At 71.9% G+C, this 13,345-nt stretch carries 12 protein-coding genes; 5 read left to right on the top strand and 7 right to left on the bottom strand.

Annotation, left to right across the window (positions count from 1 at the left end; all coding sequences use genetic code 11):
* Positions 1-50 precede the first annotated feature (50 nt).
* The 4 genes from KHP12_RS49735 to KHP12_RS49720 all read left to right on the top strand — a co-directional run bounded on the left by KHP12_RS49735 (position 51) and on the right by KHP12_RS49720 (position 3,771).
* A complete protein-coding gene (locus KHP12_RS49735) occupies positions 51-1,001 on the top strand; it encodes a GlxA family transcriptional regulator (RefSeq protein WP_086882293.1) in 951 nt (316 codons plus the stop codon).
* Positions 1,002-1,056: 55 nt separating this feature from the next.
* Positions 1,057-1,575: a ribonuclease FAU-1 family protein gene (locus KHP12_RS49730; protein WP_208653032.1), complete on the top strand. Its 519-nt coding sequence runs from the start codon at positions 1,057-1,059 to the stop codon at positions 1,573-1,575.
* Positions 1,576-2,005: 430 nt separating this feature from the next.
* Complete coding sequence (locus KHP12_RS49725; RefSeq protein WP_211834783.1) at positions 2,006-2,455, top strand: leucine-rich repeat domain-containing protein; 450 nt, start codon at positions 2,006-2,008, stop codon at positions 2,453-2,455.
* 305 nt (positions 2,456-2,760) lie between these two features.
* Positions 2,761-3,771 carry a hypothetical protein gene (locus tag KHP12_RS49720; protein WP_211834782.1) on the top strand — a complete coding sequence of 337 codons (1,011 nt, stop codon included), beginning with the start codon at positions 2,761-2,763 and terminating at the stop codon, positions 3,769-3,771.
* 116 nt (positions 3,772-3,887) lie between these two features.
* Here KHP12_RS49720 and KHP12_RS49715 read toward each other — a convergent pair whose 3' ends face one another.
* From KHP12_RS49715 to KHP12_RS49690, 6 genes are all read right to left on the bottom strand, one after another.
* Entirely contained in the window at positions 3,888-6,110 is a 2,223-nt protein-coding gene (locus tag KHP12_RS49715) for a M20/M25/M40 family metallo-hydrolase (protein WP_086882791.1), read from the bottom strand.
* A complete protein-coding gene (locus KHP12_RS49710) occupies positions 6,107-6,928 on the bottom strand; it encodes an SDR family NAD(P)-dependent oxidoreductase (RefSeq protein WP_086882792.1) in 822 nt (273 codons plus the stop codon). The genes KHP12_RS49715 and KHP12_RS49710 overlap by 4 nt, the downstream gene beginning before the upstream one ends.
* Positions 6,928-8,253, bottom strand: a complete 1,326-nt coding sequence (locus tag KHP12_RS49705; RefSeq protein WP_086882793.1) for an MFS transporter — start codon at positions 8,251-8,253, stop codon at positions 6,928-6,930. The genes KHP12_RS49710 and KHP12_RS49705 overlap by 1 nt, the downstream gene beginning before the upstream one ends.
* Entirely contained in the window at positions 8,250-9,206 is a 957-nt protein-coding gene (locus KHP12_RS49700) for a polysaccharide deacetylase family protein (protein ID WP_086882794.1), read from the bottom strand. Before KHP12_RS49700 ends, KHP12_RS49705 begins: the two co-directional genes overlap by 4 nt.
* 106 nt (positions 9,207-9,312) lie before the next feature.
* Positions 9,313-10,320, bottom strand: coding sequence for an Lrp/AsnC family transcriptional regulator (locus KHP12_RS49695; RefSeq protein WP_086882795.1), 1,008 nt, complete (start codon positions 10,318-10,320; stop codon positions 9,313-9,315).
* Between the two features lie 252 nt (positions 10,321-10,572).
* Complete coding sequence (locus KHP12_RS49690) at positions 10,573-11,625, bottom strand: fatty acid desaturase family protein (RefSeq protein ID WP_086882796.1); 1,053 nt, start codon at positions 11,623-11,625, stop codon at positions 10,573-10,575.
* A 294-nt stretch (positions 11,626-11,919) separates the two neighbouring features.
* On the opposite strand from KHP12_RS49690, the gene KHP12_RS49685 reads away from it, so the two are divergent.
* Positions 11,920-12,186 carry a dihydrofolate reductase family protein gene (locus tag KHP12_RS49685; RefSeq protein ID WP_086882797.1) on the top strand — a complete coding sequence of 89 codons (267 nt, stop codon included), beginning with the start codon at positions 11,920-11,922 and terminating at the stop codon, positions 12,184-12,186.
* 60 nt (positions 12,187-12,246) lie between these two features.
* Here KHP12_RS49685 and KHP12_RS49680 read toward each other — a convergent pair whose 3' ends face one another.
* Positions 12,247-13,224 carry a helix-turn-helix transcriptional regulator gene (locus KHP12_RS49680; RefSeq protein WP_086882798.1) on the bottom strand — a complete coding sequence of 326 codons (978 nt, stop codon included), beginning with the start codon at positions 13,222-13,224 and terminating at the stop codon, positions 12,247-12,249.
* Positions 13,225-13,345 lie beyond the last annotated feature (121 nt).

Here is a 13,345-nt window from a genome sequence, read left to right as displayed (position 1 = left end):
GGTCCCCTCGGCCGAGAGTCCAGAAAGACGTCTACAGGTACATTCTTGCCATGAGCCTCCATCGGGTAGTGGCCCTGCTCACTGAGCCGCAGTCGCCCTTCGAGGTCGCCTGCGCCGCCGAGGTGTTCGGCGCGGACGTCCCGGACGTACCGGCCCGCTACAGCTTCCGGGTCTGCGCCGAGCGGCCCGGCCCCCTGCGGACCACCGTCGGCTACTCAATGCTCGTCGACGCGGGGCTGGACGCCGTACAGGAGGCGGACACCGTGGTCATCCCCGGCTGGCAGCAGCAGGCCGTACCCGTGTCGCCGGCCGTCACCGAGGCGCTGCGGGCCGCCCACGGGCGCGGGGCGAGGATCGTCGCCATCTGCACGGGCGCGTTCGTCCTCGCCCGGACCGGGCTGCTCGACGGCCGCCGCGCCACCACCCACTGGCGCAGCACGGCCCGGCTCGCCGCCGCCTTCCCCGAGGTGCGGGTGGACACCAATGTGCTCTTCGTGGACCACGGCGACGTGGCGACCAGCGCCGGCACCGGGGCAGGTATCGACCTGTGCCTCCACCTCATACGTACGGACCATGGCGCGGCCCACGCCGCCCGGATCGCCCGAAGCATGGTCCTGCCTCCGCACCGCGAGGGCAGCCAGCTCCAGTACGCCACACCCTCCGTACCGGCCAAGGCGGACGCGTCCCTGGCCCCCGTGCTGGAGTGGGCCACCGCGCGCCTCGGCACCCGGCTGACCCTGGACCACCTCGCCGAACGCGCGGGACTGTCCAACCGCACGCTCGCCCGCCGGTTCGCCGAACAGCTCGGCACCAGCCCGGGACAGTGGCTGCTCACCCAGCGCGTCAACGCGGCCCGGGTACTGCTGGAGCAGACCGACCTGCCGGTCGAAGCCATCGCCACCCGGGTCGGCCTCGCCTCGGCGGTCAACCTGCGCCGCCGCTTCAGGGCGCACCTGGGCACCACACCCGGCGCCTACCGACGCACCTTCGGCGAAACGTGACGCTCCCGACGCAGGTGGAGGCTCTTGGGCGGCGCTGTCGGGTTAGCGTCTTGGCGTGATCGCAGAGAGCACCTCCGTGCTGGTCGACATTCGGAAGTACGACGGCAGCCTGAGCGCGCGGTGGACTGCCGCCCGGCTTGGTGAAGACGAACACGGCGTATGGCTGGGCACGGTTCAGGGTGTCCCCGTCAGATCGGCCACGGGCGGCTGGACAAGCCGGTTCGGCTACGTGATGTTGGTCCCCCGGGGTGCGTGGTGGACGGCCACATTCTGTGCGGATCCGGGCCCTGAGATGTACTGCGACGTGTGCACGGCGCCCGAGTGGGAACCTGACGGGACGGTCCTGCGCATGGTGGACCTCGATCTCGATGTCGTGCGGCCTCGTGGCGGCGAAGCCCGCATTGAGGACGAAGACGAGTTCGTCGGACACCGAGTGAGCTACGGCTACCCCCAGAGCGTCATCAACAAGGCCCGACAGACCTGCGAGTGGTTGATGGAGGCGGGCCGTCGCGATGGGGACGGCGCCGAACCCTTCGCCTCGGCGTACCGCTACTGGCTCGGCCTCATCGGGTAGGCCGGGGCGCGGTCTCGCCCCGTGCGCTGTGAGGCAGCGGCGTCCCCTTGCCACGGCACTGAGCCTGGAACCAGCCATCGCCGCCGCCGCGGGCTCCCTCGTCCTCGGGCAGTCGTCCTCGAAGACCGCTGTCGGGCCCGGCCTATAAGGTCCCGTGCCATGATCTCGGACAACCGACTGGGCGAACTGCGCGAGCTGCTGGCGACGGGCAAGCCGGTCAAGATACGCAAGGCCATCGGGGAACTCGTCCTGATCCGGGACGACGGGACGGCGCTCGCCCTGGCCGCCCGGTTCGAACGCGCGGCGGGGTACTCCTCGGAAACGCTGTTACGGCTGTGGCCCGAGGCGGCCGACCCGGACGGCTTCTGCGCCGCCCTCGTCGCCCCCGCCTTCGCGCGCGAGAAACCGCACCTCGCTGCGCCTGCGCCGGATGACTTCGCTGACCGGCCTGCGCCATCTCACCACGCTCCGCGCCCTGCACGTCGACCGCTGCAAGGAGATCACGGACCTCACCGAGGTCGGCGAGCTCACCGGCCTCACCGACCTCGACCTCAACGGCTGCGCGGGCATCGAGGACCTCACCCCGATCGGCCGCCTCACCGAACTGACCCGGCTCAACCTGCACCGCTGCCGGGCGGTCGTCGTCGACCTCAACGTGAAGGGCGTGGACTGGCGGGACCTCTCCCCCCTGGCCGGTCACAGGAACCTCCGCGTCCTGCGGCTGTGGATGCCCGAACTGAAGGACATCGGCGCGCTGTCCGGCCTGCCCGGCCCGACCGCCGCGTTGCCCCACGGCATGGCGTGGGAGGCGTATTACGGGCGGCCCGTTCCCGTGCACACGGCCCTCACCGAGCGGGGAGTGACCGTCTCCGGCGTCTGACCGCCCGCGGCGCCCTCAGCCGCCCGGCCCCACGACGACGTGTCGGGGAGGGGCCGGGCGTCATCCGCGAGGTACATCCGCCCTCCCCCGCACGGCGGAGACGGTACGGCCCCAGGACGGATGCGCCCGCCGTCCCCACCCGGACAGGCTTGACTGTCGGCACCGCGAAACCGGAGGTCACGGTGGCTGTCCCCGCGCGATCCCCGGCCCGCCCCGGCCCCGGGCTGACATCCCCGGAGCCCGGGTGGCGGATGTGGCCGCGGCGGTGGCCCAGGTGGGCGCCCCACGCCACCGTGGTGTGGGGCGTGGTCTACGCCGCCGTCCAGGTGGTCTGGGCCTCGGCAGGCACCACCGTGCCCTGGTCGCCGCACGTGGCCCACCCACCCGGCGTCCAGCTCGCGCCGGCCGCCCTCGCCCTGCTGGCCGCCGGGGCCTGCCTGGCCACCCCCCGGCCACTGGCCCGGCGCGGCCGGGTGGCGGTGGCGGCGGTACTGACCGTGGCGGTCCCCGTCTTCGCCATCGGCATGGCAAGCCTGCCCGCGTACGTCGTCACACTGGCCTCGCTATCGGGTGTGGAGAGCGCCACCGGCCTCGCCCACGTCCTGCTCAACACCGTCGGACTGACCCTGTTGCTCATGGTCGTCCTCTCCCACCGACGGCGGCTGCGCGGCCGGTGTCCGCGGTGCGGGGCCGGGCACACCGGCGGCAGCAGCGGGCCGCTGGTCCACCCGCCCGCCTCCACGGCCCCCCGACGGACCCGGATCCAGGTCTACCTGCTGATGTGCGGGCTTCTGCCGTGGGCAGCCGTCAAGACCGTCTGGACGCTCGGCGGCGACGCACTCGGCGTCACGGCGGAGAAGTGGCGCGAGGAGAACGCGGGCGGCTCGGGCGTGGCCAAGGCGCTCGCCTCCGTGGGCATCGACGTCACCGTCCTGGCCGCACTGGCCGGAATCCTCCTGCTGCTGGGGTTGATGTACCCCTGGGGCCAGACCTTCCCACGCTGGACGCCCTTCCTCACCGGACGGCGGGTGCCCCGGCTCCTCCCCCTCCTCCCCGCATGGGCCTCAGCCCTCGGCCTGTCGGTGTACGGCGTCGTCCTCGTGGTCTACGCCCCGCTCAGCGCCGCTGATGTGCTGCCGCGGATCACACCGGACGGGACGTTCACCTCCAGCGCGGGCCGCACCTGGATGGTCCTGTTCGGTGGACTGGCCTTCGGCGGCCTGGGCTTCGGACTGATCGCCGCGGCCCGCTCCTACGCCGCCCGCACCCGTCCGGTCTGCGCGATCGCCGCCAGGGACGCGATGTCTGGGAACTGACGGAGTTCCTGTTCATCCCGGACCGACGGGGTTCCTGTTCATTCCGGGCCGACGGGGTTCCTGTTCATTCCGGGCCGACAGGGTTCCTGTTCATTCCAGACTGCCGGGGTTCCTGTTCATTCCCATGCGAGCGCCGCCAGCACCGTGGCGGCCAGCGCCGCACGGGTGACCATGCCCGACACCGAGGTGTTCTCCGAGCGGGCGTGTGCGCCCGAGCCCACGGCGCCGATACCGTCCAGGACCGGCGTGCCCTGGGCCACGACGAAGTTGCCGTCGCTGGCTCCGCCGACCGACGCCTCGGGCAGGTCGTGTCCGAGCAGCGCGGCGCACCGGCGTGCCAGGTCGGCGAGCGCGGCGACGCTTTCCGTCCGTTCGAACACAGGGCGGTTCCAGCCCCCGGTGACCTCCACGCGGGTCCGCGGGTCGACGGGACGCAGATCGGCGAGGGCCGCTCCGACGCGTCGCTGTTCGGCGGCGGTGGCGACGCGGACGTCGATGCGGGCGACGGCGTGCCCCGCCGTGACGTTGCTGCGGGTGCCTCCCGCCACCACGCCCACGTTCAGCGACGTGCCCGCGTCCGGGGAGCGCAGGTCCGCCAGGCGCAGGATCTGGTGGGCGAGTTCGTCCACGGCGCTGGCTCCGGCGGTCGGGTCCAGTCCGGCGTGGGCCTCGCTGCCGGTGACCGTGACGGTGAACAGTCCGACACCCTTGCGGGCGGTCTTGATCGCGCCGTCGGCGGCGGCCTCGAAGACCATGGCGAGCCTGCTGTCGCGTGCCTCCTCCACGATGGCGTCGCGGGAGGCGAGGCTGCCGGTCTCCTCGTCGCCGTTCAGCATCACGGTGCAGGCCGGGCGGGGCAGGCCGAGGGCGTCGAGGGCGCGCAGTGCCCAGACCGCCTGGACGAGGCCGGCCTTCATGTCGAAGACGCCGGGTCCGCTGATGCGGTCGCCGTCCCGCTGGAAGGGCCAGGTGTCGAGGGTGCCGGTCGGCCATACGGTGTCGTAGTGCCCGAGGAGAAGTACCGGGCGGTTGTCCCGGGTGGTGGTGTCCCGGGCGGAGTAGCGGCGGACGAGGATGTCTCCGGCCTCCTCGCGCGCGAGGGTCTCCTCGGCGTCCGGTTCGCCGAGGCGCCGGTCGAGCCAGTCGCGCAACCAGCCGAGGCAGGTGTCCAGGGCGTCCATGTCGTCGCTCGCGCTGCCCTGGGAGGTGTAGGCGGCGAGGTCGGCGACCATGTCCTCGCGGTGGGCGTCGAGCCATCGCCGGACCGCTCCGGCCTGTGCGGAGTCGAGGGGAAGCGAGGGTGCGGGGGCCCGGGCCAGGCGGTCCAGTTCGTCCAGCCGTGACTCCGACATCTCGTGTGCGGCGCCCTCCAGTTGGCGAAGGCCGTCCACGACCGTGCGCAACAGGGCCGTGGGCAGACTTTCGCGTGCCGCGTGGTGGAAGACGTCGGTGTAGTGGGTGGGGGCCTCGACGGGCCGGTGGCGTACGGCGAGGTCGCGCCAGATACCGCTGCGGTCCTTCGTCTGGGTGCGCAGCCATGCGGTGAGGCGGTCGAAGGCGGCGCTCCGGGCAGCGGGGTCCGCTCCTGGCCGGAAGGCGTGCGGCTCGAAGGCGTCGAACGCTTCCAGGGTGATGCCGAGGCGGTCGGACACGGCGAAGATCTCGCCCGTCAGGGCGGCCATGGCGGGGCGGTGCCGGTCGATGAGGTCGGCCATGGGGGCGTCCGCGAGGGCGGTGGCGGCGAGCATGGCGCCGAACCCGGCTTTGGCCCACAGATATCCCTCGACGTTGTCACTGGCCGCTGCCGGACCCCAGCTGCTCAGGTCGGCCACCAGCTCCCGGACCCTCGGGCTGACCGGCGCGCCGTCGGGCTCGCCGATGACGAGGGCTCCGGCGCCGCCGTCCTGGATGACGCCCGGTTCGATGACGTCGGCGAAGATGTTCACGAAGGCCGCGACGGTGCGGGCGGCACCCACACGCCGGGCGATCAAAAGCTCGTTGAAGCCGTTCTGTAGGGAGACGACATAGCCGTCCGGGGCCAGGCGGGGCGCGATCCAGTCGAGCGCGGTACCGGTGGCCTGTGCCTTCACGGCCAGCAGTACGCGTCCGAGGCGACCGGCGAACTCGTCCGGGGTCGTGGCGGTGACCGCCACACTCTCGCGGGTGCCGCCGCGGGCGACGACGAGTCCGTGGGTGCGGATGGCGTCCACGTGGGTCTGGTCGGCGTCGACGACGGTGACCGGGTGGCCGGCGCGGGCGAGGGCGAAGGCGAGGGTGCCGCCGATCGCTCCCGCGCCGACGACGGTGTATCCGGGCCTCTCCGGGTGGGTGTCGTTCACCGGGTGTGTCCTTCCGTGGTCGCGGCCGCCGGCATGGGGCCGGACAAGGTGGCGCGGGTGTCGTCGGGCTGCCAGATCCGGGGCAGATGGAGGGCGCCCGTGCTGGATCCGCCGTCCACGCGCAGGACCTCGCCGGTGATCCAGGAGGCGTCGGAGCCGGCCAGCCAGCGCACCGCCCGCGCGATGTCCTGCGGCCTTCCCTGGCGGCCCAGTGGGTTGGTGCCGATGGCCGCGGCGTACTGGGCGGAGACGGGGTTGCAGTCGCTGGCCACCGGGACGAAGCCGGGGCTGACCGCGTTGACGCGGATGCCGTGCGCGCCGAGTTCCAGGGCGGCGGCGCGGGTGGCCATCTCCAGGGCGGCCTTCGAGCTGGCGTAGGGGCCTCCACCGGGGCGGGCGCGCTGCGCGGAGCCCGAGGAGATGTTGATGACCGAACCGCTCCTTCCCTGCCCGGTGGCGAGCCGGGCGAAAGCGGCGGTCGCCAGGACCGGGGCGCGCAGGTTGACGGCGAACAACCGGTCCCAGGCCGGCGCGTCCACGTCGGTCATGTCGAGGGAGGGGTAGACGCCCGCCGCGTTGACGAGGATGTCCACGGGGCCGTGCTCCGCCCAGGCAGCCTCGACGACGGCGGTGGGCGCGTCGGGATCGGTCAGGTCCGCGGCCCGGGTCGCGGTAGGGGTTCCCAGGCGTGCCCCGGTCCGCCGGAGCGCGGCGGGGTCGCGGTCGACGAGGGTGAGGAACGCGCCCCGGGCGGCGAACTCCTCGGCGATCGCCCCGCCGATGCCGCCCGCGGCGCCGGTGACGAGGACGTGAGTCATCAGCTGAACTCCTTGTCCTTGGTCTCCGGCATCGTGAGGTAGACCACGAGGGAGATCAGTGAGGCAGCCGAGACGTAGACCCACAGCAGGTCGCTGTGGCCGCTCTCGTGCAGCCAGGTCGTCAGATAGGGTGCCGTGCCGCCGAAGAGCGCGACCGCCAGGGCGTACGGCAGGGCGATGCCGGTGGCGCGTACCTCCGCCGGGAACTGTTCGGCCATGATGACGGCACAGTTGGCGGAGTAGCCGAGGATCAGCAGCATGCCGACGAGCTGGACCAGGAACAGGCTGAGGAAGCTGTTGCCGAGCAGGTGCAGCAGGGGCCAGGCCAGGACGGTGAAGCCGCCGGCGAACGCCGCCATGGTCGGCTTGCGTCCCACGCGGTCCGAGACCACGCCCACGAGGGGCAACGCGATGACGAAGACGACCAGGCAGAGGGTCTGTGACAGCAGCGCGGTCTTCAGCGGGATGCCGGTGGTCAGATTCGCGTACGTGGGAAGGTAGTTGACCCAGATGTAGTAGGTGAGGGTGCCCGCCACGGTGATGCCGGCGACGCGCAGGGCGGCCGCGGGGTGCTCCACGAACATGGCCTTGACGGGGTTGGTGCGGGTGCGGCCGGCGCCCTGGACCTGGGCGAAGGAGTCGGTGTCCGCCACGGAGACCCGCAGCCACAGGCCGACCAGTCCGAGCAGGCCGCCGAGGATGAACGCGACGCGCCAGCCCCAGGAGTGCAGGGCGTCGTCGCTCAGCGTCGAGGTGGCGAGTGTGCCCAGGAGGGAGGCGACGAGCACGCCGCCGGCCACCGACACCTGCTGCCAGGATCCGGCGAACGCGCGCCTGCCGCGAGCCGCCGACTCGACCAGGAACGCGGAGGAGGAGCCGAATTCGCCCCCGGCGGAGAAACCCTGCACGAGCCGGGAGAACAGCAGGATCAGCGGCGAGACGATGCCGATGCTGTCGTAGGACGGGGTGATCGCGATGACGAAGCCGGCGCCCGCCATCAGCCCGACCGTGACGGTCATGCCCTTCTTGCGTCCGTGGCGGTCGGCGTAGGCGCCGAGCACGGCGGCGCCGACCGGACGCATCACGAACCCGACGGCGAAGACGGCGAGCGTGGACAGCAGTGCCACCGGGCCGTCGCTCTTGGAGAAGAACTCATCAGCGATGATCTTGGCGAAGATGGAGTACAGCGCCCAGTCGACCCATTCGACGGTGTTGCCTATGGTGCCGGCGACGATGGCCTTGCGCTGGGCACGGCTCAGCCGGAGCGTGGTGGGGGCGCCGTCCTCGCGCAGGGGGCCGGTGGGCGTGGCGGATCCGGTGTTCATGGTGTGTGCTCCGGGGTGTCGGCGGCGGAACCGGCCGCGGTCCGGCCGTGCAGCACGCCGCGGGCCACGTCGGCGAGCTGGGCGTGTGTCGCGTACCAGACGCCGGGGTGAGCGGCGATGTGGTCGAGGAGTTCGCGCAGCGCCACGAGGCGCGAGCGGTGACCGATGACGTGCGGGTGCAGGGTGAGTTGGAAGACGCCGCCGTCCCGGTACGCGGCGTCGAACTCGTCGGTCCAGATCTCCCGTACGTCGCGCGGGCGGCTGTGCGGACGGACGGACCCGTAGCGGTCCATCGTGAAGTACGGGGCATCGTCCCGGATCCAGTCGACGGGGATCTCCACCAGGCCGGTGGGCCGGCCCTCGGTGACGATCTCGTAGGGCTCGTCGTCGGCCATGAGCGAGGAGTCGTAGGCGAAGCCCAGCTCGAGCATGATGTCGAGGGTCGAGTCCGAGAAGTCCCAGGACGGGGTGCGGATGCCGACGGGGCGCCGGCCGGTCAGCGTGGTGAGGGTGTCGAGGGCGCGCGCCGTGAGTTCCTTCTCATCCTCGCGGCCCAGCAGCATGTTGCGCTCGTGGATCCATCCGTGGACGGCCAGTTCGTGCCCGTCACGGGTGTAGGCGCGGGACTCCTCGGGGTGGACGAGGGCGGAGACGGCCGGCATGAAGAAGGTCGCCGGGACGCCGTAGCGGGCCAGGAGGTCCAGGATCCGTGGAGCGCCGACGCGGGCGCCGTACTCGCCCTGGGCGAGCCGTCCGGGGCTGGTCTCGCCGTCGCGCAGCGGGATCGTCTCGTGGTCGGAGTCGAAGGAGAGGGCGACCGCGACCCGGGCACCGCCCGGCCAGCGGTCGGGGACCAGCCGCCGTCCGGCGCGGACCGCGTCGACATGGCCGCGCCAGGTGTGTTCGGGCCAGCGCCAGCTCTCCGAGGGCAGGCCGAAGTCGTCTGTGGGCATGGTGGTCTCCACAAGGATCGGGGGACGGGAAGGAGACGGTGGGAAGAGGGCGGTCGACGGTACGGCGGGGCCACCACCGGGCGGTGTGCCCGACAACCGGCCGGGGTCAGACGGGGCGGACCATCCGGTGCCAGGAGTACTTCAGGGTGGCCAGGTGCAATGTCACGTCGGAGGCGATCAGCCCGGGCAGTGCCCCGATGACGTCGCTGGTGTAGCGCAACAGATCGGTGCGGCGGGGCAGCACCATGTGTCCGACGAGGTTGAAGCGCCCGGTCGCCGCGCCCAGGAACTTGGTTCCCGGATGCCGCGCGAGCTGCCGCCCCGCGGCGTCGAGCCGGTCGGGCTCGATCGACAGCCACACCATGAACTCCGCGTCGTACCCGAGCAGGGTCGGTTCGACGAGAGTGCGGAATTGCAGGATGCCGCGGGAGATGAGCCGGTCCATGGCCCGTGCGACTCCGGACTCGGTGTGGCCCAGGTGCCGGGCCAGGGTGCTGACCTGGGCGCGGCCGTCCTCCTTGAGAGCCGCGGCGACCTCCTGCTCCAGACCGGTCAGCGCTTTTGGCGCCTGGTCCCAGTCGGCGCGGTCGCAGGACGACGCGAGGGTGGCGGGCCGCAGGTCCGCCGCCGCCTCAGCGGGCAGCAGCCCGGTGTCCCACATCGACGCGGAGGTGAACGCACGGATGACGGCGACCGCCTCGGTGCTGGTGATCAGGTCGGCCCCGGGCAGGTCGGTGAAGAGCATCCGCATCATCTCCTCGTTGTCGCGGGCAACGAAATCGACGATGAGATCGGCGGCACCGGTGACGACGGCCAGGAAGCGCACGTCCGGGCTGACGGCGAGCTGATCCGCGAGGTCCAGCCCGCGGCCGGGCCTGGCCTGCACCCGGACCAGCATGGAAGAGCCCTCCCGCGTGCGGTCCAGCTCCAGACTGCCGACGACCCGCAGCACTCCCCGCTCGCGCAGGGCCTTGTAGCGCCGCTGGGCGGTCGTCTCGCTCGTACCCACCCAACGAGCCACCGCGCTCCACGGGGCGCGACCGTTGAGCTGGAGCGCCGCGATGACACGGCGGTCCAGGTCGTCGATGGTGTCCGCGGGAGCTCGGTGGGTCATGGGGCGGACGCTAATCAGCGCTTTTCCGCCCGTCAATGACGGAATCCTGCATCTCTCCTGGTCACAGCCAGGTGATCCGGCACCGCCCGGGATTACGAAGGGGTAACGCCCGCAGTTCCGGTACGCATGCGCGGATGGCGTCGAGCGTGACGGATTACGGCACACGAGCATCCGAAAAAGTTCACCGTTCCCCGGCCCGGAGAGCCTCCGGGCCGGGGAAACGGTTCCGTGGACCCGCGGCCGACGGCGTTCTCACTCCGGCCGGGCCGCACCGCCGACCGTGTGCATGTGCCGCAGCCCTTGCCGGTACGAGTCGAGCAGCCCGGTCTCGGCGTACGGGAGGCCGAGGTCGCGGCAGTGTTCCCGGACCAGGGGCTGTACGAGCCTGAGGTGGGGCCTGGGCATGTTCGGGAAGAGGTGGTGTTCGATCTGGTAGTTCAGCCCGCCGAGGAGCCAGTCCGTGACCGGCCCGCCCCGGACGTTCCGCGAGGTCAGGACCTGGCGGCGCAGATGGCCCCAGCGCTCGCCCGCCGGGTCGGGCATATCCATGCCCTTGTGGTTGGGCGCGAAGGCCATGCCCAGGTGGAGCCCGAAGAGCGCCTGATGGAGCAGTGCGAACGCGACGGCCTTGCCCACCGGCAGGCAGGTGAGCAGCAGGGCGGCGTAACCGGCCATGTGCAGCGCCAGCAGCGCGCCCTCGACGGCCCGCTCGCGCACCGGCTGCCGCCGCAGGTCCTGGACACTGCTCACCTTCAGGGCGATGCCTTCGAGCAGCAGCATCGGGAAGAACAGCCAGGCCTGGTGGCGGGTGACCCACCGGGCGAATCCGCGGCGCACGGCGGCCTGCTCCGTGGTCCACACGAGTGCGCCGGCGCCGACGTCCGGGTCCTTCTCGATGTGGTTGGGGTTGGCGTGGTGCCGGTTGTGCTTGTCGTTCCACCACGCGTAACTCATGCCCAGGAGCAGATTGCCGTGGAGGAGTCCGATGGCGCGGTTCGCCCGGCGGCCGACGGCGATCTGGGCGTGCCCGGCGTCGTGGCCGACGTAGGCGGTACGGGCGGACAGGATGGCGAGCGGCACGGCGAGCAGCAGCGTCCACCAGGTGTCCCCGGCGAGGACGAACCCTGTCACCACGGCCGCCAGGGCGAGGAGGTTCACGCTGATCATCCGCGCGTACCAGCCCTTGCGACGCTCCAGCAGCCCCCGTCCCCTGACCTTCCGCAGCAGGGGGGTGAACTCGCTCCCCTGCTGCGCGGTGGCGCCGACGGGTGCGGTGGATAGGGACGGCGCGGTGGCCTGAGACATGAAGGGCTCCGGTCCTGAATCGGTCAGCAGGGCTCTGACCTGCTTAAACGTACGGACCGGGGGCCATGCGGCGCCATGGTGTCAACACCCCGGCCGCACGGGGGCCAGCCCCAGGATCCCGAAGGGGGGTTGGCGACACCTCAGCGACACCTACGCCCCGGCCGCCACCGGCCACGATCGTGTCAGGTGCCGGCAGCGGCGGTACTCTTGCGAAATGCGGCCCCTTCGGTACTCCATCAATACGTCACATTGGACGGGTGCTGCGATCACCGTGCGATCGTTCCGGACGAAGAGATGCATCGTCACCACGCCGGGAACCTCGACCAGGCCGATGCGCTTCTCTTCGGCCGGGTGACGTACGAAATGATGGAGGAGGCGTGGCGGCCGCCGTTGACGGAGCTGGGATTGATCGATGAGTACGAGTTCGTGGTTCAGCCCAGGCTCGCGGGCCACGGGCCGACGTTGTTCGCCGGACTGTCGAAGCATGTCGACTTGAAGCTCGTGAGCCGGCTGGAGTTCGGCTCGGGCGCGGTGGCGATGCGGTACGAGCCGAGAAGCTAGCCGCACGAGCGCAACCGCCGCGGCCCGGCCCCATCTTCCCCGCCGCAGCGGGGCCCACGGTCAGTGGAGTCCGTACGTCCGGGCGAGTGCGCCCACAGTGGCCGTCATGGCCTGGCGCAGTCCGGCCGGTGCGAGGACCTCGATGTCGGTACCGAGGCGCAGCAGCTCGCCGCAGGCGTGGTCGGTGCTCTCGGTCGGGATGACGGCCTCGACCCATCCGTCGTCGCCGACGGGGACCGCGGTGGAGTCCACTGCCCGGATCACCTCCGGGGGGACATTGTCGGGCAGGCGCCGGCGTCCCCGCGGGGACAGGCGGACGGTGGCGGTGCCGGTGTAGCGGCGTGCCTGGAAATCCTCGAGGTAGGAGGTCCAGTACGCGCCCAGGTCGAATCCTTGCGGCCGGTCGAACCGCTCCTCGCTCGGGACCGCGTCGAGGACTTGGGCGACCCGGTAGGTGGCGATCCGGCTCTCCCCGGCGGCCACGAGGTACCAGATACCCGATTTGAGCACCAGGCCGTAGGGACGCAGGCGGCGGCCGACCTCCTGCGGTGCGCGCCAGCGACGGTAGCGCACCTCCACCGTACGCCCGGTGAGCAGCGCGTCGACGAACACGGCCAAGTGCGGGGTCGGTTCGGGTTCCCGGTACCAGGCGGGGGCGTCCAGGTGGAACACCGCCGCGGTCCGCGCCGCCTCCTCACGCAGCCCGGCCGGCAGCGCGGCCAGGAGCTTCAGCCGCGCGGCGCTCACCTCCGCCGTCAGGCCCAAGTCAGCGGCCGGGCCGGGCAGTCCGGCGAAGAACAGCGCCCTCGCCTCGCCCTCGCTCATTCCGGTCAGGCGCGTGCGATAGCCCTCGAGCAGCTGATAGCCGCCCCCACGGCCCGGCTCGGCGTAGACCGGGATACCGGCGGCCTGGAGGCGTGCCAGATCGCGGTAGGCGGTCCGCACGGACACCCCCAGCTCACTGGCGACGGCGCGTGCGGAGACGCGGCCGCGGGATTGCAGCAACAACAACAGCGACAGCAACCGGCCGGCGGACATGGACGCAATTCTGCCCGGAAACCCTGACAGCACGTGGCACACCACTCCCCTAGCGTCAGCCGGTGTCCGGCCCCGACCGACCGAACCGGCCGGACGTGGCACACCTGGAGAAAGACGCCCG

The sequence above is a fragment of the Streptomyces asiaticus genome (assembly GCF_018138715.1).
Classification (GTDB): Bacteria; Actinomycetota; Actinomycetes; order Streptomycetales; family Streptomycetaceae; genus Streptomyces; species Streptomyces asiaticus.
The sequence above is the reverse complement of the archived record's forward strand: the minus strand, read 5'-3'. Positions and strand labels throughout refer to the sequence as shown.

Bases quoted from the DNA above. Each gene is read 5' to 3' on its own strand.
- KHP12_RS49735 (WP_086882293.1), top strand. From the start codon at position 51: ATGAGCCTCCATCGGGTAGTGGCCCTGCTCACTGAGCCGCAGTCGCCC.
- KHP12_RS49725 (WP_211834783.1), top strand. From the start codon at position 2,006: ATGACTTCGCTGACCGGCCTGCGCCATCTCACCACGCTCCGCGCCCTG.
- KHP12_RS49710 (WP_086882792.1), bottom strand. From the start codon at position 6,928: ATGACTCACGTCCTCGTCACCGGCGCCGCGGGCGGCATCGGCGGGGCG.
- KHP12_RS49705 (WP_086882793.1), bottom strand. From the start codon at position 8,253: ATGAACACCGGATCCGCCACGCCCACCGGCCCCCTGCGCGAGGACGGC.
- KHP12_RS49700 (WP_086882794.1), bottom strand. From the start codon at position 9,206: ATGCCCACAGACGACTTCGGCCTGCCCTCGGAGAGCTGGCGCTGGCCC.
- KHP12_RS49695 (WP_086882795.1), bottom strand. From the start codon at position 10,320: ATGACCCACCGAGCTCCCGCGGACACCATCGACGACCTGGACCGCCGT.
- KHP12_RS49690 (WP_086882796.1), bottom strand. From the start codon at position 11,625: ATGTCTCAGGCCACCGCGCCGTCCCTATCCACCGCACCCGTCGGCGCC.
- KHP12_RS49685 (WP_086882797.1), top strand. From the start codon at position 11,920: ATGCATCGTCACCACGCCGGGAACCTCGACCAGGCCGATGCGCTTCTC.
- KHP12_RS49680 (WP_086882798.1), bottom strand. From the start codon at position 13,224: ATGTCCGCCGGCCGGTTGCTGTCGCTGTTGTTGTTGCTGCAATCCCGC.